19 protein-coding genes are annotated in these 22767 nt (G+C 73.5%); 4 read left to right on the forward strand and 15 right to left on the reverse strand.

The window, feature by feature from the left end:
• Positions 1-66 precede the first annotated feature (66 nt).
• From AB0D67_RS10990 to AB0D67_RS11030, 9 genes are all read right to left on the reverse strand, one after another.
• Complete coding sequence (locus tag AB0D67_RS10990) at positions 67-1350, reverse strand: FAD-dependent monooxygenase (RefSeq protein ID WP_362932342.1); 1284 nt, start codon at positions 1348-1350, stop codon at positions 67-69.
• A gap of 44 nt (positions 1351-1394) precedes the next feature.
• Complete coding sequence (locus AB0D67_RS10995) at positions 1395-2021, reverse strand: TetR/AcrR family transcriptional regulator (RefSeq protein ID WP_362932344.1); 627 nt, start codon at positions 2019-2021, stop codon at positions 1395-1397.
• A gap of 258 nt (positions 2022-2279) precedes the next feature.
• A complete protein-coding gene (locus tag AB0D67_RS11000; RefSeq protein WP_362932346.1) occupies positions 2280-2690 on the reverse strand; it encodes a nuclear transport factor 2 family protein in 411 nt (136 codons plus the stop codon).
• Between the two features lie 235 nt (positions 2691-2925).
• Positions 2926-3666, reverse strand: a complete 741-nt coding sequence (locus AB0D67_RS11005) for a hypothetical protein (RefSeq protein ID WP_362932348.1) — start codon at positions 3664-3666, stop codon at positions 2926-2928.
• Positions 3549-4118, reverse strand: coding sequence for a hypothetical protein (locus AB0D67_RS11010; RefSeq protein WP_362932350.1), 570 nt, complete (start codon positions 4116-4118; stop codon positions 3549-3551). The genes AB0D67_RS11005 and AB0D67_RS11010 overlap by 118 nt, the downstream gene beginning before the upstream one ends.
• Before the next feature lie 72 nt (positions 4119-4190).
• Positions 4191-5066, reverse strand: coding sequence for a hypothetical protein (locus tag AB0D67_RS11015; protein WP_362932352.1), 876 nt, complete (start codon positions 5064-5066; stop codon positions 4191-4193).
• Between the two features lie 133 nt (positions 5067-5199).
• Complete coding sequence (locus AB0D67_RS11020; RefSeq protein ID WP_362932354.1) at positions 5200-6405, reverse strand: hypothetical protein; 1206 nt, start codon at positions 6403-6405, stop codon at positions 5200-5202.
• On the reverse strand, positions 6402-8078 hold the full coding sequence (locus AB0D67_RS11025; RefSeq protein WP_362932356.1) for a hypothetical protein: 1677 nt from the start codon (positions 8076-8078) through the stop codon (positions 6402-6404). The genes AB0D67_RS11020 and AB0D67_RS11025 overlap by 4 nt, the downstream gene beginning before the upstream one ends.
• Before the next feature lie 215 nt (positions 8079-8293).
• On the reverse strand, positions 8294-9301 hold the full coding sequence (locus tag AB0D67_RS11030) for an AraC family transcriptional regulator (protein ID WP_362932358.1): 1008 nt from the start codon (positions 9299-9301) through the stop codon (positions 8294-8296).
• A gap of 60 nt (positions 9302-9361) precedes the next feature.
• On the opposite strand from AB0D67_RS11030, the gene AB0D67_RS11035 reads away from it, so the two are divergent.
• Positions 9362-10273, forward strand: a complete 912-nt coding sequence (locus AB0D67_RS11035) for an SDR family NAD(P)-dependent oxidoreductase (protein WP_362932359.1) — start codon at positions 9362-9364, stop codon at positions 10271-10273.
• Between the two features lie 5 nt (positions 10274-10278).
• Here AB0D67_RS11035 and AB0D67_RS11040 read toward each other — a convergent pair whose 3' ends face one another.
• From AB0D67_RS11040 to AB0D67_RS11050, 3 genes are all read right to left on the reverse strand, one after another.
• Positions 10279-11856 (reverse strand): hypothetical protein, encoded by a 1578-nt coding sequence (locus tag AB0D67_RS11040; protein ID WP_362932361.1) that lies wholly within the window; start codon positions 11854-11856, stop codon positions 10279-10281.
• Between the two features lie 121 nt (positions 11857-11977).
• On the reverse strand, positions 11978-13663 hold the full coding sequence (locus AB0D67_RS11045; protein ID WP_362932463.1) for a serine/threonine-protein kinase: 1686 nt from the start codon (positions 13661-13663) through the stop codon (positions 11978-11980).
• A 388-nt stretch (positions 13664-14051) separates the two neighbouring features.
• Positions 14052-15278 carry an ROK family transcriptional regulator gene (locus AB0D67_RS11050; RefSeq protein ID WP_362932363.1) on the reverse strand — a complete coding sequence of 409 codons (1227 nt, stop codon included), beginning with the start codon at positions 15276-15278 and terminating at the stop codon, positions 14052-14054.
• Positions 15279-15349: 71 nt separating this feature from the next.
• On the opposite strand from AB0D67_RS11050, the gene AB0D67_RS11055 reads away from it, so the two are divergent.
• Entirely contained in the window at positions 15350-16516 is a 1167-nt protein-coding gene (locus AB0D67_RS11055) for an MFS transporter (protein WP_362932365.1), read from the forward strand.
• A 140-nt stretch (positions 16517-16656) separates the two neighbouring features.
• Positions 16657-17748, forward strand: a complete 1092-nt coding sequence (locus tag AB0D67_RS11060) for a hypothetical protein (protein WP_362932367.1) — start codon at positions 16657-16659, stop codon at positions 17746-17748.
• 20 nt (positions 17749-17768) lie between these two features.
• Here the strand turns inward: AB0D67_RS11060 and AB0D67_RS11065 are convergent, their stop codons facing one another.
• Entirely contained in the window at positions 17769-18434 is a 666-nt protein-coding gene (locus AB0D67_RS11065; RefSeq protein ID WP_362932369.1) for a methyltransferase domain-containing protein, read from the reverse strand.
• Between the two features lie 380 nt (positions 18435-18814).
• Here AB0D67_RS11065 and AB0D67_RS11070 point away from each other — a divergent pair, with 380 nt between their 5' ends.
• Positions 18815-19510, forward strand: a complete 696-nt coding sequence (locus AB0D67_RS11070) for a phenylalanine--tRNA ligase beta subunit-related protein (protein WP_362932371.1) — start codon at positions 18815-18817, stop codon at positions 19508-19510.
• Here AB0D67_RS11070 and AB0D67_RS11075 read toward each other — a convergent pair.
• Both AB0D67_RS11075 and AB0D67_RS11080 read right to left on the reverse strand, forming a co-directional pair.
• Positions 19507-21519 (reverse strand): hypothetical protein, encoded by a 2013-nt coding sequence (locus AB0D67_RS11075; RefSeq protein ID WP_362932373.1) that lies wholly within the window; start codon positions 21517-21519, stop codon positions 19507-19509. The two genes, AB0D67_RS11070 and AB0D67_RS11075, sit on opposite strands and share 4 nt — an antisense overlap.
• Positions 21516-22685: a Gfo/Idh/MocA family oxidoreductase gene (locus AB0D67_RS11080; protein WP_362932375.1), complete on the reverse strand. Its 1170-nt coding sequence runs from the start codon at positions 22683-22685 to the stop codon at positions 21516-21518. The genes AB0D67_RS11075 and AB0D67_RS11080 overlap by 4 nt, the downstream gene beginning before the upstream one ends.
• Positions 22686-22767 lie beyond the last annotated feature (82 nt).

The following is a 22767-nucleotide window of genomic DNA, read 5'->3' on the forward strand; positions in this document are numbered from 1 at the left end:
TCCGCCCCCGGATCTCCCCCCCTCTTTCACCCCGGTCCGGGGCGTGCGACTCCAGGACGTCACCGGTCAGCGGGAGCCGCTGAGGGATTCCAAGGAGGCGGCGGACTTGCCGATCAGGGCCGTGCCGAAGTACCTGTCGAGGCCGGGGAGGTTCATCAGCCTCAGGGCGATCCTGCGCAGCCGCAGCCGCGCCGGGGACGACGGCAGGAACCACTCCACCCCGCTCCGCCCGACCTTCTGCTTCTCGGTGACCACCGGGCGCCACTGCTCCTGGTAGCCCGCCAGCGCCGACTCCACGGAGTCCGGGGAGGCCGCGGGGCTCGACGGGTCGGCGGTCGCGAGCCGCTCGCCGAGGAGGTACGCACCGGCCACGGCGAGCGAGGCGCCCTGACCGGCCAGCAACGACACCGCTCCGCAGGCGTCGCCGAGCAGCGTCACCCGGCCGCTGTTCCACCGCGGCATCTCGATCTGGGCCACCTGGTCGTAGTACACCTCCGACGGCTCGGGGCAGCGTTCCAGCGCCCGGGGGACGAGCCAGCCGAGGGTCGAGCACGCCCGCCGTACGGCTTCCCGCGCGTCCTCCGGCAGGGCGGGGTCGGCGGAGGGGTGGACGGTGAAGACCGCCACCCGGCCGTCACGCAGGCCGTACAGGCCCATCTGCCGGCCCGCGGTGTCGGTGAGGCAGAAGCGGCCGTCCACCGCCTTGTAGATCTCGGGGTCGTCGAACACGTAGGCGGCGGTGTGGAAGCCGAGATACCGCAGGAACCGCTCCTCCTCGCCGAAGACCAGCCGCCGCACGGCCGAGTGGACGCCGTCGGCGCCGATCAGCAGGTCGGCGTCGAGCGTCGTGCCGTCGCCGAGCGTCACCCGGACGCCCGCCCCGCCACCCCCATCGCCCCCACCGTCCCGGCCACGTCCGCCGGCCCCGCCGCGTCCACCGTTCCCTGCGGCCCCGGGGTTCTCGGCCCCGGTGACGCCGCTGCCGTAGCGCAGGTCGACGCGGTCCTCCACCTGCTCGCGGAGCGCCAGCTCCAGGTCGGGGCGCATGATGCTCAGCAGCCGGCCGTCCAGCACGCGGTCGAAGCGCTCGTAGTCCAGGCGGGCGCGGAAACGGCCCGCCTCGTCGAGGTAGCGCACCTCGTCGAGCCGGTAGCCGAGCTCCTTCAGACGGGGCAGCGTCCCCATCTTGCGGGCCGCGTCGTAGCCGAGCCCGAAGAAGTCGATCATGTATCCCTGGCTGCGCGGGCCGGGCGCCTTCTCGACCACGACGACGTCCCAGCCGTGGGCGTCCAGGCGCTGGGCGGCGGCCAGGCCGGCGATGCCGGCCCCGCAGATCACTGCTCTTCTCATCTCGATCCTTCCGGCTTCTTCGGTACGGGGACCCGGTCGGCGCCTCATCGCCCGGCGCGGCGATCATCACCTCCGGGACGGGTTCCGGGACGGGTTCCGAGGTGGGTTCCGGGGTGGGTGAGGAGGCGGCGCAGGACGGTCGTGACGGCCGACGACGTCAGCTCCGAATTCAGCGGCCGGTGCAGCATCATCCCGTCGAGGGCGGCGGCAAGCACCGAGGCGGTCTCCTCCGGCTCCTCCTGGCCTCGGGCCCGGAGCCAGGAGGCCAGTTCCCGCCGGAACCGGGTGACCAGGGCGGTGAACTCGCGGCGCAGGTCCTCATCCCGGGCGGCGGCGAGGTAGGTCTCGGTGAACAGCACCGACACCGGGTCGCTCCCGGTGAAGGCGTCGAGCGCGCCGAACATCGCCGCCAGCCCGTCGTCCAGGGACTCGGCCTGCTCCAGAAGCGGACCGGTCTCCGCGACGACGCGGCCGATGACGTCGAGGGCCGCCTCGCCCAGCAGTGCTTGCAGGGACGGGAAGTGGTAGTGGACCAGGCCGGGTGCGACGCCCGCCCGCTCGGCCAGGATCCGCGTGCTGACCGCGGCCCACCCCCGCTCGGGGATGAGCTCGGCCGCGGCGTCCAGCAGCTTCCGCCGCACCTCCCGGCCGCGCTCCGCCGACGTCTTCACCCTCGTGCCGCCTCTCTCATCGGACGATCGCCTTGGTCGAACGACTTGGTCACTCGTCCAATTAGTAGCACGACGCGTCCACAGAGGCCAATCGGCGCTCGGGCATGCCCCGCCGCCGGCCGGTGAGCGGTCATGCCCGACGCCGGTCGGTGAGCGGTCATATCCGGATGCCGGCCGGCGCTCGGTCGTCCCCCGATGCCGGCCGGTTCCGGGGCATGCCGCCGCTCGCGTGTGCCGGGCCGCTCCGGCAGGACCCGCCTACGGCGCCGGCTTGATCTCCGTCCCCTGGGCGGAGACCAGCCGCCAGCCCCCGGCCGGGTCGGCGGCGAAGACGTGGGTGTAGCGGCTGCCGGCCGTGAAGGCCGTCCCGTCGTCGCCGGTGAAGCTCATCTCGGTCCGCCCGACGACGATGCCGACGTCCCCGACGCGGCGGACGACGGCCTCCTCCGGGAAGGACCGCACGGCCGGGAACCGGAGGTCTCCGGAGGACATCGCGCCGAGCAGGTCGGCCGCGGTGGCGACGGCGCCGTCGTTGACGGCGACGATGACGAAGTCGCCGGCCAGCAGGTCTCCCAGCTCGGCGGTGTCGGCGGCGACCAGCGCGTCGAAGAAACGCCGGTCGTGGTCCAGCAGGGACGCGCGGTCGCCGGGGGTGGCGGTGATGGTCATCGGTCGTGTCCGTTCGTCGATGGTGTCCGTTCCTCCGGTATCGAAAGAACCCTTCGGCGCCGAGGGAACCCCTTCGGGTCCGAAGGACCGCGATGCTAGACCGTGACGCCGGTGACAAGGTCAAGGGCGGGCTCGTGGCCGGGCTTCGGGGGCGGCCCGCGCGACCGGCCCGAAAGACTGCTCACGACCCGGTCCGCAGGATCGCGCAAGGCCACGGGCCGGTCCGAAGGCCGGTTCAGTGACCGATCCGGTCGCGGTGGACGACGACCTGGTCACCACGCCCCGGATACGCCATGATCAGCAACCGCTGCCTGCCGCGCTCGCGGCCCTTCCAGGGAAGCCGGGCGTAGTGGGCCCGGATCCGATAGTGGCCCTTCCGGCCGCGCAGGGCGAGGTCGGGCAGTTCGTCACCGCCCATCGAGTCCATCAGGCGGATCTCGCCGGTCGGGCTGCGGTAGCCGACCTCGATGACACGGTCCCACCCCCGGATCTCCACCGGCGGGCGGCGCGCGTAGGTCTCGATCGTCAGGCAGGTGACCTCGTCGGAGTAGACGTCGATCATCAGATGTCCGGGAAGCGCCGCGACCAGCCCGTTCTTCTCCAGGGTTTCGTACAGGCCGTCGCCGGCGGGATCGGCGTCCTCGCTGTCCCCATACGCCTCCAGAACCCCGTAGTCGGTCCACACGGGTTCCCGGCGCGCCGACGCCGTCTCCGGCCTGATCCGCGGGTGGTGACGGGGCATCGCGTCGCACATGCGCCGGTACTCCGCCTCCCACTCCCGCATCTCCCGTTCCTGGGCGTCGGCCGCCGCCCTGACGACGGCGGCGGCGCTCGGGCAGATCTTCTGGATGGTGTGGGTCAGGCCGGGTACGTCGACGCCGCCGCGGCCGTCCGGTACGGCGAGCGCCTGGCCGGGCCGCCGCCGTACCCGAGCAGGAGGAGGATCGCGGAGACGGTGAGGGCGGCGCTGTGCCACAGCGGCGAGACGCCGGGGATGCCCGCGCCCGTCCCGGCGAGGAGCATCCGGTCGGGGTAGTCCAACGGCCCGCCACCCATGACCACGGTGATGTTCCGCACGAAGGGGCGCTGATCCAGCCCCTCCGCTGCCACGGCGGCGGCTCCGATCGCGGCGGTGAGGAGCAGCGTCCCCGCCGTCACCCGCACGACACGGCGGGTCCTCCCCCGCACCGCGGCCAGGACCAGGAGCGCGAGGCCGCCGCATCCCACGACGGCGTCGAAGCACAGCCACAGCGTGGCCGGTCTCCCGGCCAGCACGTGGTCGTCGAAGAGCCACCGGATCGGGCCCCTCGGCCCGACCCAGAACGGCACGCCGTGCGTGAGGTTGACGACGACGGGCAGCAACGGCAGCGCGACCGCGGCGACCGGCAGCGGCCACGGCCCGCGCGGAGCCCGTGGCACGGCTTCCACCCGCTGCACGGTTCCGGCCTGCGGTACGGCTCCCGGCGGCGGTACGGCGAGGTCATGGATGGATCCGGCCAGCTACACCGGCAACGTGACGCTGAGCGCCTCGACGGCGCCCACGAGCATCGTGTTCCCGGAGAACGCCTGGACGGCGCCGTACACCGTGTCCTCGAAGCCGCCGAGAAAAGCGAGGTCGAACATCAGGGGCGAGACGATGAACACCAGCACCAGGTAGGAGATCCCAGCCCACACGGTGCCCCGGCGCCAGCGACCGTCCTGGGACTGGGCCACGAGGACCAGCGACATCCACAGCAGCCAGGGCAACCCGTCCAGCACGGCGATGCTGAAGACGCTCTCGGCCGCCTCCAAACCGATCTCCTCGCTCACCGTGGAACCGATCACGGAGATCGCGGCGAGTGTCCCGGCCGCGAGCGCGGTGCACCGCAACCCACGGAAGGCGCCGGTCAGCGTCCGGTGGAACAGGATGACGAGGGCGAGTTGCCCGGCCTGGTCGAGACCGCTCACCCACCACGGCGGCCGCGGCCAGACCAGGAAGAGCAGGGAGAAGGCCAGGGCGAGGTAGAGCACCGCCCGCAGCGCGCGGATCGGCCCGGGGAACGCGACGGCCCCGGAGGGTTCAGGGGATCCGGCGGAACCGGAAGGCTCGGAGAGGGCGGGCAGGCCGATGACCCGCCCGCGGAGGATCCGCCACAGTGCCCAGCTCTGCGCCAGCCCGGCCAGGACCAGCGGCAGGACGTACCATCCCAGGTTCGGCGGCGGGTCGGGTCTCTCCCAGCCGATCATGAGGCGCCGGAGACCCCTGGCGTCGCCGTTCACCACCGCGGCTGCGCCGAAGGTGACGACCAGGGCCGCGTGGCCGCCGGCGACGAGCGCGGCGAGCCGCCCGAAGCGGTACCGGCGGCCGGAGACCAGACGGGAGACGACCGTCCTCATCTCCGTGGATCCCGCCTCGTCGGGGTCATCATGGTGATCATCAATACCAGCGTGACCCGGCAAAAGCCGATCTTTCCTGGAAACGGCACGGAATCCGGTTCCGTCCGCTCACCCGCCGAGGAGGCGGTCCAGGTCAGCGGGCGCGGCCCGAGCGGCGGGCGTGGGCGCGGTAGTGGTCGAGGACGTCCTGGCGCAGGAGGTGCCCGAAGCCCGCGTCCTCGATGCGCAGGCCCAGTTCGGGCTCGGTCACGCCGAGCGCGGCGGCGGTGGCGGCCAGGTTCCATTCGTACGCGGCCAGGTCGTTGAGCAGGCGGCCGCGCCGTACCTGGCTCTGCGACAGCCGGAACGTCTTGAGGTACGCCAGCCGGCCGTCCTCGTCCGTGATGAGCTCGCCGATGTGGTTCCCCCGCTGCGGCTCGAAGGGTGGCAGGAAACGGGACAGCCGGTAGCGGCCCATCGTGTACACCTTCCGGCGGGTGTATCCCGGGCCCAGCAGGTCGGCCGCCATGGTCCGGTCGTGGAAGGCGGCCCACTCCTCCGTCTGGCGGCCGGCCGCGGCACGCAGGTCGGCGAGCGAGCGCACCTCGGCGTCCACGACGCGGGCGCGGAAGTCGGGCACCGGCATGGTGAGCGTCGCGTAGTGGTGGATCAGCTCGCCGTACAGGTCGTGGACCAGGGTGGCGTGCAGGGCGCGGTAGTCGGCGGGGTGCGGCACCACGAACGCGGCGGCGAGGGCGTCGGCCGCGTAGACGACGACGCCGCACTGACCGGGGTGGATCTCGAAGACGCGCAACGCGTCCGCCAGCCCCCGGACCTGGACGCCGGTGTAGGCCTCCTCGGCGCGGGGCGAGAGCCCGCGGTCGATCGCACGCCGCGACCACTCCTCCCAGGCGATCTCGGGTCCGCCGAAGTGCAGTGCCAGGTAACCCTCCATCGCAAGGTGCTGGGGCATGAAGCGCAGCCGGTTCCGCGCCTCGCGGCGGACCATGCGGTGGTGGAAGCGCAGCGGCATGCGGCGGGGCGCGGGCGCGCCGTTCTTCGCCGGGTCGCGGAGCTGGGTCCCGTACGCCGCGGCGGGCGTGCCGTCGGACGTCCAGGTCGCCACGAACGCGTGCGGGATGTAGGAGACGTAGTGCCTGCGCGGCCTGACCTCGACGACGTCGAGGCCGCGGAAGGCGTCGGGGCGGGCGTCCTCGTCGAGGCCGGGGTCGTCGTGGAGGAGGGCGTCGAGCCGCAGGTCCTCGATCGGCTCGTCGCGGACCAGCGGCACGAGCCGCACGCCGCCCCACGTCTGCGCCGGGCGGGTGGTGAGCCCGGCGAGGGTGAGCTCCTCCGTCATGCGTCCTCCCCCGGGGTCCGCCGGGCATTCTCCCCTGCCTCCCCGGTCGTACGGGTCGTCCGGTCGCCCTCGTCCGGCACCGGGTCCGCCGTCTCTGAGGGCTCCGGGGACTGCGAGGTCTCCGGGGGCTCCGCCGCACCCGGAAGCTCCGCCGTCTTCGGAAGCTCCCCGGTCCCCGGGGGCTCCGCGCCCAGGAAGGCCGCGACGCGGCGTGCCAGGTGGGCGCGCAGTTCCGGCAGCCCGGTGCGGCCCTCGGCGAACCGGGCCAGCTCCGCGAGGGCGACGAGGTCCTCGGCGTCGCGGATCCCGGCGGTCGGCACGCCGGGCGCCAGCCGCCGCACGTCGAAGGCGGCGGCGTCGTACACCGGGTTGAGGTGCACGACGCCGCACGCGCCGTCCGGGTCGAGCCGGGTGCGCCAGACCCGCAGCACCTCTCCCGCCAGGCCCGGCGGCGCGTTGTCCCAGCCGTCGGAGACGATGACGAGGCGTTCGGGCCGGGCCTCCAGGGCGTCGAGGACGCGCTCGCCGAGCGGCGTCGCGCCGTGGGGGCGGACGAGCAGCGCGTCCGTACGGCCCGACAGCCACAGCGGCGTGTACCGCGAGGCCAGCGCCTCCAGCAGGAAGTCACAGGCCAGCGCGACGGCGAGCGGGCGGCGGCGCTTCTGCGCCGAGCCGTACGACGAGAAGCTGTCGTCGAGCACGGCGGCCACCCGGCCCCAGCGTCCGGCCTGCTCCCCCGCGGTACGGCGGGCCGCCGCGCGCAGCGCCTCCGTCAGCTCGGTACGGCGGCGCACCCGGTCGTCCAACGGGAGACCGAGTACGTAGGACGCCAGCCGGGTCAGCGGCATCGTGGTGAGGTCGGCGCGCGCCGCCTCCGCTCCGAGGGTGTGGGCCGACTCCTGCACGCGCAGCCGTTCCAGCCGGGTGAGCCGGGGCGCGATGCGTTCCAGGAAGGCGGCGCGGGGGATGCCGTGCTTCGCCGCGAACCCTTCGGCCACCGTGTAGGGCAGGTCGTAGATCGCCGCCTTGCGGTGGTGGGCCTGCCGCCAGCTCTCCAGGATCGGCGTGGCGTAGGCGGCCTTCCGGTGCGGGGCGAACAGGAACGTGCCCAGCTCCCCTCCCGGCGCCAGGTGGGCGTGACGGAAGGCGGTCTTGACGGCTCCGCGGTACTTCACGGCGTCGAACGCGAGGTCGGGACGGGCGGCCAGCCAGTCCCGCATGATCGCCCTGGTGCGGCGGTTGTTGACCCTGGCGCGGCGCAGCTCGTGGAACAGCCGGTAGACCCGGGGCGGCGGCAGCAGGGCCAGCCGCCGGGCGATCAGGCGTCCCTCGGCCCGGCGTCGTCCCGGGTCCGCCTCGGCGGCCGTGACCAGCAGGTTCCGGATGATCCGGGCGGCGTTGTGGTGGTTGACGTCCAGGGCGAGGGTGGCCGCGTACAGGTCGCGGTAGTTGCCGAGCATGTAGTCGTGGAGGAAGACCAGGGACAGGCTCTGCTCGCCCGCGCCGGAGTGGAACTCGCTCTGCCCGGTGGAGGTGATCGCGGCGTTCACGAACAGCAGGACGTCCTCGGCGGCGACCAGGTCCGCGAAGGTCTCCGTGCTCTCAGCGGCCACGGTGATCGCCCCGTTCTCGGTGGTCGCGACGGTACGGCGCCGGCCGGGGTGTGGAGGCACGAACTGCAAGCCAACGTTTCACAGCCGTTTCCGGAAGTCGCACCGAAGTCCCGCGGCCGGCCCTGGAACGATAACACCGGCTTGTCCGCCTTTTCCTGGCGTTTTCGCCGTCCCACGGCCGCCCATCTCACGGCCACCCAGTGTTTTTCGCCGTCTCACGGCCGTCCCTCTCACGACCGTCCGCCTCACGACCGTCCGCCTCACGGCCGTCCGCCTCACGACCGTCCGTCACCCGCCGGGCCGGTCCGGCGGCGGGACTCACGCGGGGACGCCGGTTCCTGTCCGCCGTGCCGGAGGCGGAGGTCCCGGCGGCGGAACTCGCGCGGGGACGCTCCGGTGACCCGCTTGAACGCGCTGCTCAGCGCACTCTCCGAGCCGTAGCCGACCTCACGGGCGATCATCGCCACCGTGTCGTCGCCGCGGCGCAGGCGGTCGGCGGCCAGTTCCATCCGCCAGCCGGTCAGGTATTCGAGCGGCCCCTGCCCGACGACGTGCTTGAACCGGGCGGCCAGCGTCGACCGGGACACCGCCGCGACCCCGGCCAGCTCGGCCACCGTCCAGGCGTGGGCCGGCCGGGCGTGCATGGCCCGCAGCGCGGCCGCCACGACCGGGTCGGCGAGCCCTGCCATCCAGCCGGACGCCGCGTCCGCCCCGGCGCCGGCCAGGTGCAGGCGCAGCAGGTGGATCAGCATGACCAGGGCGAGATGCCCGGTGACCAGGGTCGAGGCGAGCGGCCGGGCACGCAGCTCGACGTCGATCTGCTCCAGCGCCCAGCGTACGGTCGCGGCCTCGGCGGTGTGCCCGGGAACATGGATCACCGGCGGCAGCACGTCGAGCAGCAGCTCCTTGGCTCGCTCCCCGAAGTCGAACCGGCCGCCGATGAGAACCACGTCCTCGCCGGCGCCGACCCGCGCGACATCGCCGTCGGCCGCCGCGAAGATCGGGCCCGCCGGGACCGGCCGTATCCCAGGACCGCTCGCCAGGGTGAAGGCACGCGGCCGGGTGAGCAGGAAGCAGTCGCCCTCGGCCAGCTCGAACGGCTCCGGAACGCCCTCGACGGTGAGCAGGCAGTGGCCGCGGCGCACCGCGTTGAACTTGACCGCCGGCGGCGGCTCGAACGACAGCGCCCACTCGCCGCCCGCGACCAGCCTGACGGACAGGCGGCTGGTCGTGCCGACGAGGGCCAGGACGTCTTCGAGGGGATCGGCTTGCTGGACGCTCACACAACCATGGTGGACCCTGAACCATTCCGCGTCCAACGTCCGGTTCCTACCGTGGTGGTCATGACACGCATCACCACCCCTTTCGACGCCAGGACCACGGCCGCCGAGGTCCTCGCCGGCGTGGACCTCACCGGGCGGCGGATCATCGTCACCGGCGGCGCCTCCGGGATCGGCCTGGAAACCGTCCGGGCGCTGCGGGACGCGGGGGCCGAGGTCACCGTCGCGACCCGAAATCCCGGCGACGGGCGGCAGCCCCTGGACCTGAGCGACCTCGACTCGGTCCGCGCGTTCACGGCCGGCTGGACCGGGCCGGTTCACGCGATCGTGGCGAACGCCGGAATCATGGCGCTGCCCACGCGCCAGGTCGCCGCCAACGGCTGGGAACTGCAGCTGGCGACGAACTTCCTCGGGCACTTCGCGTTGGTCACCGGCCTGCACGAGAACCTGCGGCGGGCCGCCGGCGCCCGGGTGGTCATGGTGAGCTCGGGCGCCCAGCTGGGCGCGCCGTTCGACTTCGACGACCCGCACTTCGAGCGCCGTCCGTACGACCCGTGGGTCGCGTACGCGCAGTCCAAGACGGCCGACGTGCTGCTCGCGGTCGGCATCGCCCGTCGCTGGGCCGCCGACGGCATCACCGCGAACGCGCTCGAACCCGGCTACATCCACACCAACCTGCAGCGGCACCTCGACGCGGACGCCATGCGGGCGCTCGGCGCGATGGACGACGAGGGGAACCTGCTGACCCCCGACTACTACAAGTCCCCCGAGCAGGGCGCGGCCACCTCGGTGCTGCTCGCCGCGTCCCCGCTGCTGGACGGCGTGACGGGCCGGTACTTCTCCTCCGACAACCAGGAGGCCGAACGGGTGCCGGGCGGCGCGGGCGCGACGGCGGGCGTCGCGGACTGGTCGATGGACCCGGTCGCCGCGGACCGTCTCTGGGACCACGCGCTCGCGGCGACGGCGGCCCGCTGAACGGTCTACGCCGTCCGGTACGGCGGGCGCGCGGGGCGGCCGTACCGGAGCAGCAGGATGAGCGCGGAGACGGTGAGTGCGGCGCTGCCCCACAGTGGTGAGAAGGCGGGGAAGGGCCCGTCGGCGCCCGCCTCGGCGGTGAACGTCCAGTCGGGGTAGACCCGCAGGCCCTCGGACACGAAGTCCGGCCCCTCACCCGCCACACCGACGGTGCCCTGGATCGCGTCTCCCGGCAGGCCCGCCGGGGCGCCGAACGCGACGATCACCCCGACCGCGGCGTTGAGCAGCAACGCGCCCGCCGTCCACCGCGCCCAACCGCGGGTCCTGCGCACCACCGCGACCAGCGCCGCCGCGGTGAGGCCGACGGGCCCGGCGAGAAGGTCGAGGCCCGGCCAGAGCGGGGACGGGCTCACGGTCATGAGACGCACCGGGAGGACCGGGAGGACGTACTCGATCATCGCCCTCGGCCCGATCCAGAACGGCAGGCCGTACGCGAGGTCGAGGGCCACGGGGACCACCGGCAGCGCGACCGCGGCGGCCGCGAGCGGCCACGGTCCTAGCGGGGCCCGGACCGGGCGCGGCCGTTCCCTGTACGGCACGGCCCGCGCGCACGGGTCGCCGAGGTCGTGGGCGGACCGGGCCAGCCACACCGGACCGCAGAGTTGCAGGACGGCGGTGACGCCGTGGAGCAGCAGGAGGCCGGGGTCGCCGGGCAGGGTGGAGTCGCCGAACCCGATGAACTCGCCAGCCCCGGTGACGTCACCGAAGAACAGGGCCGTGAGGGCGAGGGGCAGCAGCAGGACGCCGGCCCCCGACCACACGGTGACCCGGCCCCATCGGCCGTCCCCGGCCTGGGCCGCCAGGACCAGCACCATCCAGAACGACGAGAGCAGCCCGCCCAGCCCGGCGACGGCGAAGAGCCGCTCCACGACAAGGAGGTCGAGCAGGTCTGCCGTCTCCTGGCCGATCGAGGAGATCCCGGCGACCAGCCCGGCCACGAGCGCGGTACGGCGAAGCAGCGGGGAGGCACCGGTCAGCACCCGGTGGAACAGCACCGCGAGGGCGAGCGCCATGAACCCGTGGACCACACCCGTCAACGGGGACGGGAGCGGCGTCAGCCACGCGACCAGGTACCAGACCAGGTCCGCGTAGAGGACCGCCCGCAGCCGGCGGACGTCATCGTCCGGCGCCCGGAACGGCCCGGCCGGCCGGCCGCGGAGGATCTGCCAGAGCATCCACCCCTGGAGCACGCCGGGAAGGAGCAGCGGCAGCCAGAACCATCCCGGGGACGCGGGCGGCTCCGTGACGGTCTCGTGGGTCACCAGCCACCAGGCGGCGCCGCCCTCGCCCGTGATCACGGCGACGATGACGGAGACGACGGCCGCGACGGCGTAGCCGGCGGCGGCGAGCGCGGCGAGCCGCCCGAAGCGGTACCGGCTGCCGGGGAGTCCGGCGGCCTCGGAGGCTTCAGCGTCCCCGGATACTTCGGCCTCCCCGGGAGGGGCGGCCTCCCCGGGAGGGGCGACGCCCGCGGAGGGGACGTCATCGGAACGGTCGCGGTGACCGGGGCGGAAGCGGCGCACGAGTATTCCCTGGGGGGCGAGGGGACGGGTCGAAGGGATGGAGAAGGAAGACGGACGGGGTGAGCGGGACGTCGGGTTGCGGCGAGCCGCTCCGGGAACGCCGATCTTCATCGGCTCCGTGTCAGAGGTCGCCGAGGTTCGCGAGGATGGCGCGGACCTTCCTGGCGTTGGCGTGGTGCGGGCCGTACCTGCGTTCCAGGTCGGGCAGCAGGCGGCCGAGCGTGTGCCCGGCCCGCGCCGTACGGCCCGCGCCGAGTTCCACCAGGCCGATCTGGCAGCGGAGTTCGAGGATGCGGTCCTCCTCGGCGCCGAGCCGCCTCTCGTCGTCGAGGAGCCGGCGGAGATCGGACAACGCGAGGTCGGTCTCGCCCACGGCCGCGTGGCAGTTCGCCTCCATCAGCCGGCAGCGCAGGGCGAGGTTGCTGCCCGGCCCCTCCACGGCGGTGGCGTCGGCGGCCAGCCTGCGGAACTCCGGCGCCGCCCTGCGGTAGTCCCCGCCGAGGAAGAGGAGCTCGGCGAGCTCGATCCGCAGGCCGATGACCTCGGAGCTGGTCGGGCCGAACGACCCTGCCGCGGGGCCCACCATCTCCGCCAGCGCGTCGGCCGCCTGGCCGAAACGGGACGACGCCTTGAGCGCCTCGGCCTCCCGGCGGGCCCGCTCGATGTCCTCGTGCCCGATCTGCACCGACCCGGCGGCGAACCGGAACCGCGGCCGCACCGGGTGGGCGAGGCCCCGCCGTTCGCGGTGCTGCTGCCGTTCGGCGTGCGGGGCCCGTTCGGGGTGCGCGGCCCGGCCGGAGTGGGGGATCCGTTCGGCCTGCGGGGTCTGTTCCGCGTACGGGGCCCTGTCTGTGTGCGGGGCCCTGTCTGTGTGCGAGGCCCGGTCGGGGTGCGGGACCCGGTCGGCGTACGGGACCCGGTCGGCGTGCGGCGGGGCGGTGATGCGGCCCACGACCGTGGCGTACATCCGTGCCGGATGGGGCGTGTCCAGGTCGACGTAGCCGGGGAAGGGCGGCAGCTCGCGGCAGAAGTCCAGCAGCCGGTCGTAGACGACGTCCGCGGCGTCCGGCCGGTCGTCCGGATCCTTGGCCAGCAGCCACAGGACGAGGCGTTCCAGCTCCTCGGGGACGTCCGGCCGCCTGGCGCGCAGCGACCTGGGCGGGACGTCGGTGTGGTTGCGCATCGTGGCCAGCGCCGTGGGGGCCGCGAACTGGTTGTCCCCGGCGAGCATCTCGTCGAGGATCACTCCGAGGGCGTACAGGTCGCTCCGCGGGCTGACGGCCCCGGTCATGGCCTGCTCGGGCGCCATGTACGCGGGAGTGCCGAGCACCTCGCCCGTCCCGGTGAGGCGGATCCCCCCGTCGGCGTCCGCCCCGGCGGAGGCGAGGGCGGCGGCGATGCCGAAGTCGAGGACCTTGACCGTGCCGTCGGGGCAGAGCATCAGGTTCCCGGGTTTGAGGTCCCGGTGCACCAGCGCGTCGGCGTGGGCCACGGTCAGCACGGAGCACACCTGCGCGGCGATCGCCGCGGCCCAGGCCACGGGGATCGCGGTCTCGTCGAGCAGCGCCGAGACCGGGATCCCCCTGATGAGCTGCATGACCATGTAGAGGTCGTCGCCATGTGGGCCGCAGTCATAAACGGTGGGAACGCCGGGGTGTTCCAGTCTGGCCGTAATTCGCGATTCGCGCACGAAACGCCGGGCCAGTTCCTTGTCCGGGCGGCCATCGGGAAACCGGGCTGTTTTGATGAATTTGACGGCGATCCGCCGGTCCAGGCGGTTGTCGTAGCCGAACCAGACCTCCCCCATTCCGCCGGAACGGCGGGATGCGGGATCCAGCTCGTAACGTCCGCCGATGACGGTTCCTCTGCCCAAAACCCCGCCTCCAGGAAAGGCGTCAACTTGTCGGATAAATCCGGAGAACCTTACGACGGAAAAATACAGGTTCGCATGCCGCGCCGCCGAGGCGTCTCAGCAATCGGCCGATCCCGGCCTCCGTCACCCCGTCGGCGGGGCGTTTTCCGGTCGCACGGTCCCGGCCCCTCTCGCCGCCTTGACGGACGTTTTCCGGCGGAACGGCCACAGTTCCCGCCATCGCCTCGATGAGCGTTTTCCGCCGGGCCCGTCAGGCTCCGCTTGCCCTGCCGGGGGCGTTTTCCCGGCGGTTTCCGGTTCCGGTTTCCGCCGGCGGCGGGGATCAGCCGAAGACCCTGTCGCGCGTGAGGTCCAGGGCGGTCAGGACCGCGCCCTGCAGGACGGCGTTGCCCGCCACCGTGCTCGCGCGGACCTCCGTCGGAGCCGGGGACAGGTCGCGCAGCCGCCCGGCGACCGGCTCGGCGAGGCCGGCGCCGCCCTCGCGTCCGATGCTCCCGCCGAGGATGACCAGACCGGGGTCGAGGATGGTGACGAGGGCGGCGGCGCAGGCGGCGATCCGCCCCGCCGTCTCGTCCCTGTCGAGATCGCGCAGGACGTCGGGCCCCACGAGGTCGCAGAAGAACCCGCCGTCCGTCCGCAGCATGCCGATCTCGCCCGCGCCGCCCGACGCGCCGCGCCGTATCCGGCCGTCCAGCACGAGCGCGGCGCCCACGCCCTCGTCGAGCCAGAGCAGCACGAAGTCGTCGCGCCCGGTGGCGGCTCCCGTGCGGTGCTCGGCGACGGCGGCGAGGTTGACCTCGTTCTCCAGCGTCACCGGGACGCCCAGGCCGCGCCGTACCGTCTGGAGCAGGCCGGGCTCCCAGCCCGGTACGTCGTTCGGGGCCACCAGGTCGCCGCGCCGGGGGTCCACGAGGCCGGGCGCGCCGAGCACGACGGCGTCCAGGGCCCGGCCCGCGGCGGCCTCGGCGACGACGCTCTCGATGAGCGCGGCCAGGCCGGACGTCCCGTCGGCGCCGGAGGACGCGGAAGCGGCGCCGGCCTCGTCCGGCCCTGCCGTACCGGAGAAGCCGGAAGATCCGGAAGTGCCGGAAGTGCCGGACGAGACGGGCGAGACGGGCGAGACGGAGGGATCAGAGGAGCCAGGGGGACCGGAGGGCCCGCCCGGGACCGCGCCCCCTCCAAAGCAGGGAGTGGAACCGCGACCGGTCCAGGGAAAGTCGCGTACGGCGGAGCCGACCGTCCGGCCGGCGATGTCCGCGACCGTCACGTTGACCGCGGTGCGCCGCACGTCCACCCCGGCCACGTGGGCGCGGCCGGCCACGATCCCGAACAGCCGGGCGTTCGGTCCCCGCCGGTTCTCACCGCACTCGCCGGCCACCTCGATCAGGCCGCCGTCCCGCAGCCGCTCGATCAGGTCGGACACGGTGGGCCTGGACAGGCCGGTGAGCTCGCGGAGCTGCGGGGCGGTCAGCGGACCGCGTTCGAGCAGCAGATCGAGGACGAGCCGATCGTTGATCGCCCGGGCCGTCGCCGGGGTCGCGGTCTTCATCCCGCCATATTAGTCAGGGATCCTGCCTGTTCACCTTTTCATCAGGAAGCCTGCCTGTTAGATTCTCCGGCATGAGCCCCCACCGTGCCATCGCCGCCGTCTTCGCCCTCCACGGTGCCGTCGCGGGCAGCCTGGCCACCCGCGTCCCCTGGATCCAGGACCACCTCGGCCTCAGCCCGGCCGTCCTCGGCTTCGTTCTGTTCTGCCCCTCGATCGGAGCCTTCGTGGGGATGCCGATGGCAGCCCGGCTGGCCCACCGCCTCGGCGGGACCGTCGCCACCCGCCTCCTGATCGCGCTGTGGTGCGCGGGCCTCGCGCTGCCCGCCCTCATGCCCGCGCCCGCCTGGCTGTTCCCCACGTTCCTGCTGTACGGCGCGGCCGCCGGCATGAGCGACGTGGTGATGAACTCCCATGCCGTGGTGGTCGAGCGGCACCTCGGGCGGTCCATCATGTCGGGGCTGCACGGCATGTGGAGCGTGGGCAGCCTGGTCGCCGCCGGAGCCGGGACCCTGGCCGCCCAGGCGGAGATCGACGCCCGCCTGCACCTCGGGGTGACCGCGCTCGTACTGGTCGCCCTCGCCGCCGTCGCCGGGCGCGGCCTGCTGGCCGACACCACCTCCGCCGGCGCGCCGGCGCCGCGCCGCTTCGCCCTGCCCTCGCGGGCCATCGCGGTCGTCGGCCTGCTCGGGTTCTGCGCCACCTTCGCCGAGGGGTCGAGCACGAACTGGTCCGCCCTCTACCTGACCGAGGTGACCGACGCCGGGCCGGGCGTCGCCGCCGCCGGCTACACGGTCTTCATGTTCTTCATGGCGGGCACCCGTCTCATCGGGGACCGGTTCGTCCGGCGCTTCGGGGCGGTGGCGACCGTCAGGGCAGGCGGCGCCGTGGCCGTGATCGGCGGCGTGATCGTGGTCGCCTCCCGCGCGCCCCTCCCGGGCATCGCCGGGTTCGCCCTGCTCGGGCTCGGCATCGCGGTGATCGTGCCGCTGGTGTTCGTCACGGCGGGCAACACCGGTCCGACGCCGGGGGACGGCGTGGCGGGCGTCGCGACCATCACGTACCTGTCGGGGTTGCTCGCCCCCGCCGTCACCGGCTGGATCGCCGACGGCCTGTCCTATCCGGCGGCGTTCGGAGTGATCACCGGTGTGATCGCGCTGGTGCCGTTCCTGGCCGTGGCCCTGCGCCCGCGTGCCGCGGCCTCCGCCCCGGAACCGGCGGTCCCGACGGGCCGCGGGTGACGGCGGTCCGTGCCGTCCCCGGTGCGGGAGGCGTGGAAAAATCTCCCTGAACCGGGATCGATCCCATCGAACTTCTCCCCGGATCCGGCGGTCCAACCGGGTGAAGTCCACACGGGGGACTCATCGACTCGGGAGGTCCGATGAGAACGAAGATCGCAGCGGTCACGGCGGCGATCCTGACCGCAACGGCGCTCGGGGGGATCGGGACCGCGAACGCGGCACCGGCGTCGCAGACGAAGACGGTGTCGCCGACGGGGACGGCGCTCCACGCCGGTGCGGCGCCGTACGGCGGGACCGAGCGGCATGCGGACGCTGGACATCGCGCGGACGCGACGCCGCACTCGGAGGCGATCCGGTACGCCTCGGTGCGGGGCTGCACCGACAAGCACGAGGTGCGGTACCCCTGCGGGAGGTGGCGCCTGGTCACCCACGGCGGCGAGCGGCGGGAACTGCCGGACGCCCGCACCACGCCGGTGGACGGGAAGGGCAGGCCGCAGAAGTACTCCGTCGCGCCGATCGAGGTCAGCGGCGACGGCCTGCACGTCGCCTACTTCAGGAAGTCCGACGGCCGGCTGGTCGTCCGGGAGATCGGCGGGAAGGTCCGCGCCATGGCCGGCGTGCTGCCCGCCCGCGTCGGGATAGACGATGTCACGCTGGTCCTGTCCCAGGACGGCGCTCGCCTGGCGGTCGTCCTGCCGGAGGACCGGAAGCGGCCCTCCCGGGTGTACGACACCGCGAGCGGCGCGCTGCTCTGGACCGTGCCGTGGAACCGGGTGCTTCTCGGGTTCAGCGCCGACGACGACGAACTCCTGACGCACAGCGGAGCGACCGACACGGTCCTGCGCGTCCTCGGGCCCTCCGGAGAACGGCTGCGCGGCCGGACCCTGGACGTCGACGAGGGCGTCTACGCCCCCTACGGCCTCGCCGCGGACGGCACGACCGTGGTGACGGCGCAGGAGAAGGACGGCCGGTGGGACGTCGTCGTCCACGACCTCGCGTCGGGCAGGGTGCTGATCCGGGTGCCGGTCGGCAAGAACCCGCCCGAGACACTGGCCTGGACGGGTCCGGAGGAGGTCACCGCCCACTTCGTCACGTACGGCGGGAACGTCAACGACATCCGGCCGACCCGGGTGCGCGTCGTGCGGATCGACACGGTCACGGGGAAGAGCAGGGTCCGGGAGTCCTACAAGGTCCTGTCCGACACGATGTCGTTCGCCAGTTGCGGCGGCTGATCCCGTCTGGTACCGCGACCTCAGGCGGCGGAGGGCTTGCGGGCGGCGAACCGTTCGATGACGCCGCGCGTGAGGCGTTCGTGGCGCTCGATCCCGAACCCCATCGCCCGCACCCGCGGCAACGGCCGGCGGCGGTAGTGCTCGCCCTGCAACGGCACGGAGACGGCGTCGGCCAGCGTCTGCAGCACCCGGACCGGCCAGGAGGTCGAGACCACGTGGTCGGCCAGGAGCAGCAGGCCGCCCGACCGCAGGACCCGGGCCATCTCGGCGAGCGCCGTCTCCTCATCGGGGATGGCGCACAGCGAGAACGTGCAGACGACCGTGTCGAAGCGCGCATCGGGGAACTCCAGCGCCCGCGCGTCGCCCTGACGCAGATCGGCCACCAGGCCGAGGGCGCGGGCCCGGCGGCGGGCGATCACGAGCATGGCGTCGCTCCACTCCACCCCGGTCAGCCGGATGCCGGGCGGGTAGTGGGGAAGGTTCAGGCCGGTGCCCGCGGCCACCTCCAGCACGTCGCCGGCCGCCTGCCCGCACAGCCAGCGGCGGGTGTCACCGAAGAACCTGCGTTCCGCGAACGCCATCCGACGGTCGTAGGAGTCGGCCTGCCGGTCCCAGTACCGGCGCAGCCGCCTCTCCCGGCCGCCTTCTTCCGCCCGTCCGTGTTCCCTCGCCGCAGAGTCCGCCATCGCTTCACCCTAACCAGGCGTTTCCGGTCATGGCGCGGCCCGTCTCCCGGATCCGGACACCGGACGCGCGGCGGACCGTATGGACCTGTCTGACGCGCCGCCATTGGACCTGTCCGTTGGACCGATGTGGCGGCAGGGTGAACTCGCGAGCCTGGGATCCGCCAGGCGCGGACGCTGGAGCTGAGCGCGGTCTTCATGCTGATCACCTTCGTCGTCTTCGCCGTCTACGGGCTCTTCGCCGCCTCGGTGCGCGACCGGGTCGTCTCCCGGCCGCGGGTGACGGCGTGGCTGGGGAGGGTCTTCGCCGTCTCCTTCGTGGCGCTCGGCGTCCGGCTCGCCCTCACCGACCGTCAGCCCGATCCACGACAGAGGTCCATCCCATGCATCTGCAGCACTCGCCCGAGGTCCGGGCGGAACATCCGGAGCTCGTGGCCGGCGCCGTGTTCGCCACCGGGATCACCGCGGACGTCTCCGCCGAGTCCCGGATCGCGGTGTACACCGCGATCGCCGAGTCCCGGCTCGCGGCCGGCCCGGAGACCGGGTTCCCCGAGATCCAGGCCTGGCGGCGGGCGTTCTCCAGGATGGGACTCAAGCCGACCCAGTACCGGTGCGCCTCGGAGGCGCTGCTGCGGCGCTTCAGGAAGGAGGGGGTGCTCCCGCGGATCCACCCCCTGATCGACCTGTGCAACGCGATCTCGCTGGCGTTCGCGATCCCGGTGGCGGCGCTCGACCTCTCCCGGGTCTCCAAGGGGCTCGACGTACGGCACGCGGACGGCGACGAGGTCTACCAGACCTTCTCCGGGGAGACGGAGCACCCCGACCCGGGCGAGGTGATCTTCGCCGACGCCGCGGGACGGTCGCACGCCCGGCGGTGGACCAACCGGCAGAGCGGCCACTCGGCCGTCCGGGACACGACGGCCACCGTGCTGATCGTCACGGAGGCCGTGCACGGCACCGCGTCCGCGGACATCCCGGAACTGGTGTCCGCGGTCACCGGCGAACTGCACCGCGTGTGGGGAATCACCTCGCGGAGCGCGGTCCTGACCCCCTCCACCCCCCGCTTCGAGTTCCCCTAACCCTCCAGGATCAGGTAGCCGCGGTGTGGCACCTCCGCGTCGACCGTCACCCGGTCGCCGTCCCGCCGCACCGGGACCTCCCGCGGTTCGGTGAGCGGTTCCAGCAGGGTGGCGCGGAGCCCCTCGCCCGCGGGGAAGCCGGTGACGACGGGCACGGCGGGGTCGGCCGAGCCGTTGGCGACGGCCAGCCGCCGGTGGCCGCCCACCCGCGCGTACTGCGGCATCAGGTACGGCCCGCCCGAGACCAGCGGCAACCCGCCGTCCGACGCCGGCGGCCGTGCGCCGTCCGGTCCGCCCGGGGCCGGCGGCGACCCGCCGTCCGACGCCGATGACCGTCCGCCGTCCGCTCCGCCCGTGACCGCCGGCGACCCGCCGAGCCAGCGGACCGCCGCCTGCGCCAGGCGCAGCCCGTCGTCGCACCGGCCCAGCCGCTCCGGCGCGCACGCCGCCATGGTGAGGACGCGCCCGCCGAGGGCGTTGACGTGCGCCACCCGTCCGGCGCCCCAGTGTTCGCCGCGCGGGGTGAGCACCTCCGTCCACACCTCGGCGTCCCGCGCGGCCGTCAGCCGTGCCACCGCCGCCTGGACGTTGACGCTGAGCAGCGCGCCGCCGTCCCGGACGCGCTCCACGGCGTACGGCCGCGGCGACGTCGTCTCGCGGGCGACGACCTCGGACACCGACGCCCCGAGCAGTTCGCCGTATCCGCGTTCGGTGAGGATCGCCGCGGCGGCGCCGTCCAGCAGCACCCCGCCGCGCAGCAGCTCCGCCGGGTCCGGCACCGCCCAGGCCGTCGCGCCGAACACCGCGGTGACCGGTGCGACGCCCGCCCGGATCGGGATGCCGTACGGGAGCAGGTACTCCGCGGCCCGCAGCGGGTCCGCCACGAGGCCGCCGAGCGTTCCGTCGCCGTGGGCGCGGGCGGCGGTGTCCTCCCACCACGGGACTCCGACGCCGAGGGTCTCCAGCTCACCGGTGACCGTGGCGTCCAGCGCCGGGCGGGAACGGGTGAGCATCCGCCCGACCCGGGGGTAACGGCCGGGATCGCCGGTGACGAACGGGAACACGTCGAGCAACAGCGCGTCCGCGCCGGACAGGTGGGCGGTCACCATCTCCGACCACGTCTGGGTGTCGGACTTGCTCCACTCGGTGTGGCTCCAGTTCTCCACCTCGGGCGCCACCTCGACGCCGGCGGGGCGTGGCGGCCGTTGCAGTTCCAGCATCGCGATGGAGTAGGCGAGCCGCCGGCCGGGGGCGTCGCCGTACGGGGCGAAATGCGGGCGGTGCGCCTCCACCAGGTCGAAGAGCGCGCCCCACGACCTGCCCTCGGCCGAGGCGACGCCGAGGCCCGAGCTCATCAGGCCGAGCCGCGCGCGGCCGGCGACGGCCCGCCGTACCAGGGTGACGACCTCGAGTTGCGCCTCGCGCCAGGTCCGCTGGAGCAGCGCCCGCCACGGGTGCGGCTCGCCGGGCGCGGTGATCGCGGCGACGAGCTCCTCGCGGGTGGGCTCCTCCCCGGCGAGGCGGTGGAAACGCGCCAGCATCCCGGGTTCGAATCCGCCGCCCCAGGTCAGCGGCGCGTGGTTGTGGAAGCGGAAGTCGTCCTCCAGCCACATGACGCGGAAGCCGATGCCGGCGAAGCGCCCGTAGTGCGCCGCCAGCCAGTCACGCCAGACGGGGCAGGCGAGCGACGCGGCGGCCGTGGACGTCTCGCCCGTGGGCGAGACCAGTGGCGCGAAGCCGAGGTCCTGGATCCGCCCGCGGTCGGCGTGACCGACGGTGACCCACGGGTTGAGGCTGACGGAGACGTCCCGGGCGGACAGCGCGTCCCGGGCCGCGCGGACCGTCTCGAACCACAGGTCCTCGCCGTCGCCGGCGGGGTGCCCGGCGTGCAGTTCCTCCGCGCCGGTCATCAGCACGACCTCCTCCACCCCGTGCGCGGCGCAGAAGTCCGCCAGCGGGCCGGGGTCGCGTCCGGGGAGGACCTGGTAGCGCAGGTGGTAGCGGGTCATCGCTGGCCGCGCTCGAAGTAGGCGGCCAGCTCCGGGTCCAGCGGTGGCACGTCGTACGGCGTGCCGCCGTCGCGCAGCGACATCGTGGCCATGTACCCGGCGGCGACGCTCATCCGGGCCGACACCGGTGAGGTGTCGGTGGTCCCGCCCTCACGCACGAAACGGTTGAACTCCGCGATGATCCCGGTGTCGGCGCCGCCGTGCGAGCCGGCCGCCGCGGGCACCCGGTAGGCGATGTCGCAGTCGTCGCGGTAGCCGCTCGGCCCGGTGTTCCAGACCTTGACCGTGTCGCCGGGTCCGTCGCCGAAGTTCTCCAGCCGCCCCTCGGTGCCGATGACGGTGTAGTTGCGCACGTAGTCGGGACTGAAGTGGCACTGCTGGTAGGCGGCGATGACGCCGTTGTCCAGGCGCATGTTCATCACCGAGACGTCCTCGACGTCCACGACGTGGTTGAGGCCGCCGCGCCGGGCGGGCGGCCACTCGAACTCCTTGAGCCAGTTCTCCGGCCGGGGGGTGCCGGACGCGCGGCGCGGCAGGTCGCCGTAGAGCATCAGGTCGCCGAAGGCGTTGACGCGCGTGGTGTAGCCGCCGGCCAGCCAGTGGACGACGTCGAGGTCGTGGGCGGCCTTCTGCAGGAGCAGGCCCGTGGTGCGGGTGCGGTCGGCGTGCCAGTCCTTGAAGTAGTAGTCGCCGCCGTAGGAGACGAAGTGGCGCACCCAGACGGTCTTCGGCTCGCCGATGACGCCCTTGCGGATGATGTCGCGCATGGTCCGCACCACGCCCATGTGCCGCATGTTGTGCCCCACGTAGAGGCGGGTGCCGGTCTCCCTGGCGGTGCGCAGGATGCTGTCGCAGCCCTCCACGGTGATGTGCAGGGGTTTTTCCAGGTAGACGGCCTTCCCGGCGCGCAGGCAGTCGATCGCGACGCGCTCGTGGGTGTCGTCGGGGGTCATGACGATGATCGCGTCGAGGTCGGGGCGGCCGAGCAGTTCGCGGTAGTCCTCGGTAAGGACGTCGGCGTCGAACCGCGCGGACTGCCGTTTGAGCACCGCAGGATCGGAGTCGCACAGCGCCGCGACCACCGACCCCCGGCCCGGCCGGTGGGCCGAGAGCGCCAGGCTGGTCCGTAGGCCGAGGCCGATGACTCCGATGCGCAGGTCTTCCACTTCTCATCCCTTCTCAGGTCGTACGGCCTCTCAGGTCGTACGGCGGAGCGTCCCTGGGCCGTACGGCTCCGCAGGCCGTACG

This window comes from Streptosporangium sp. NPDC048047 (assembly GCF_040653115.1).
In the GTDB taxonomy this organism is placed as follows: Bacteria; Actinomycetota; Actinomycetes; order Streptosporangiales; family Streptosporangiaceae; genus Streptosporangium.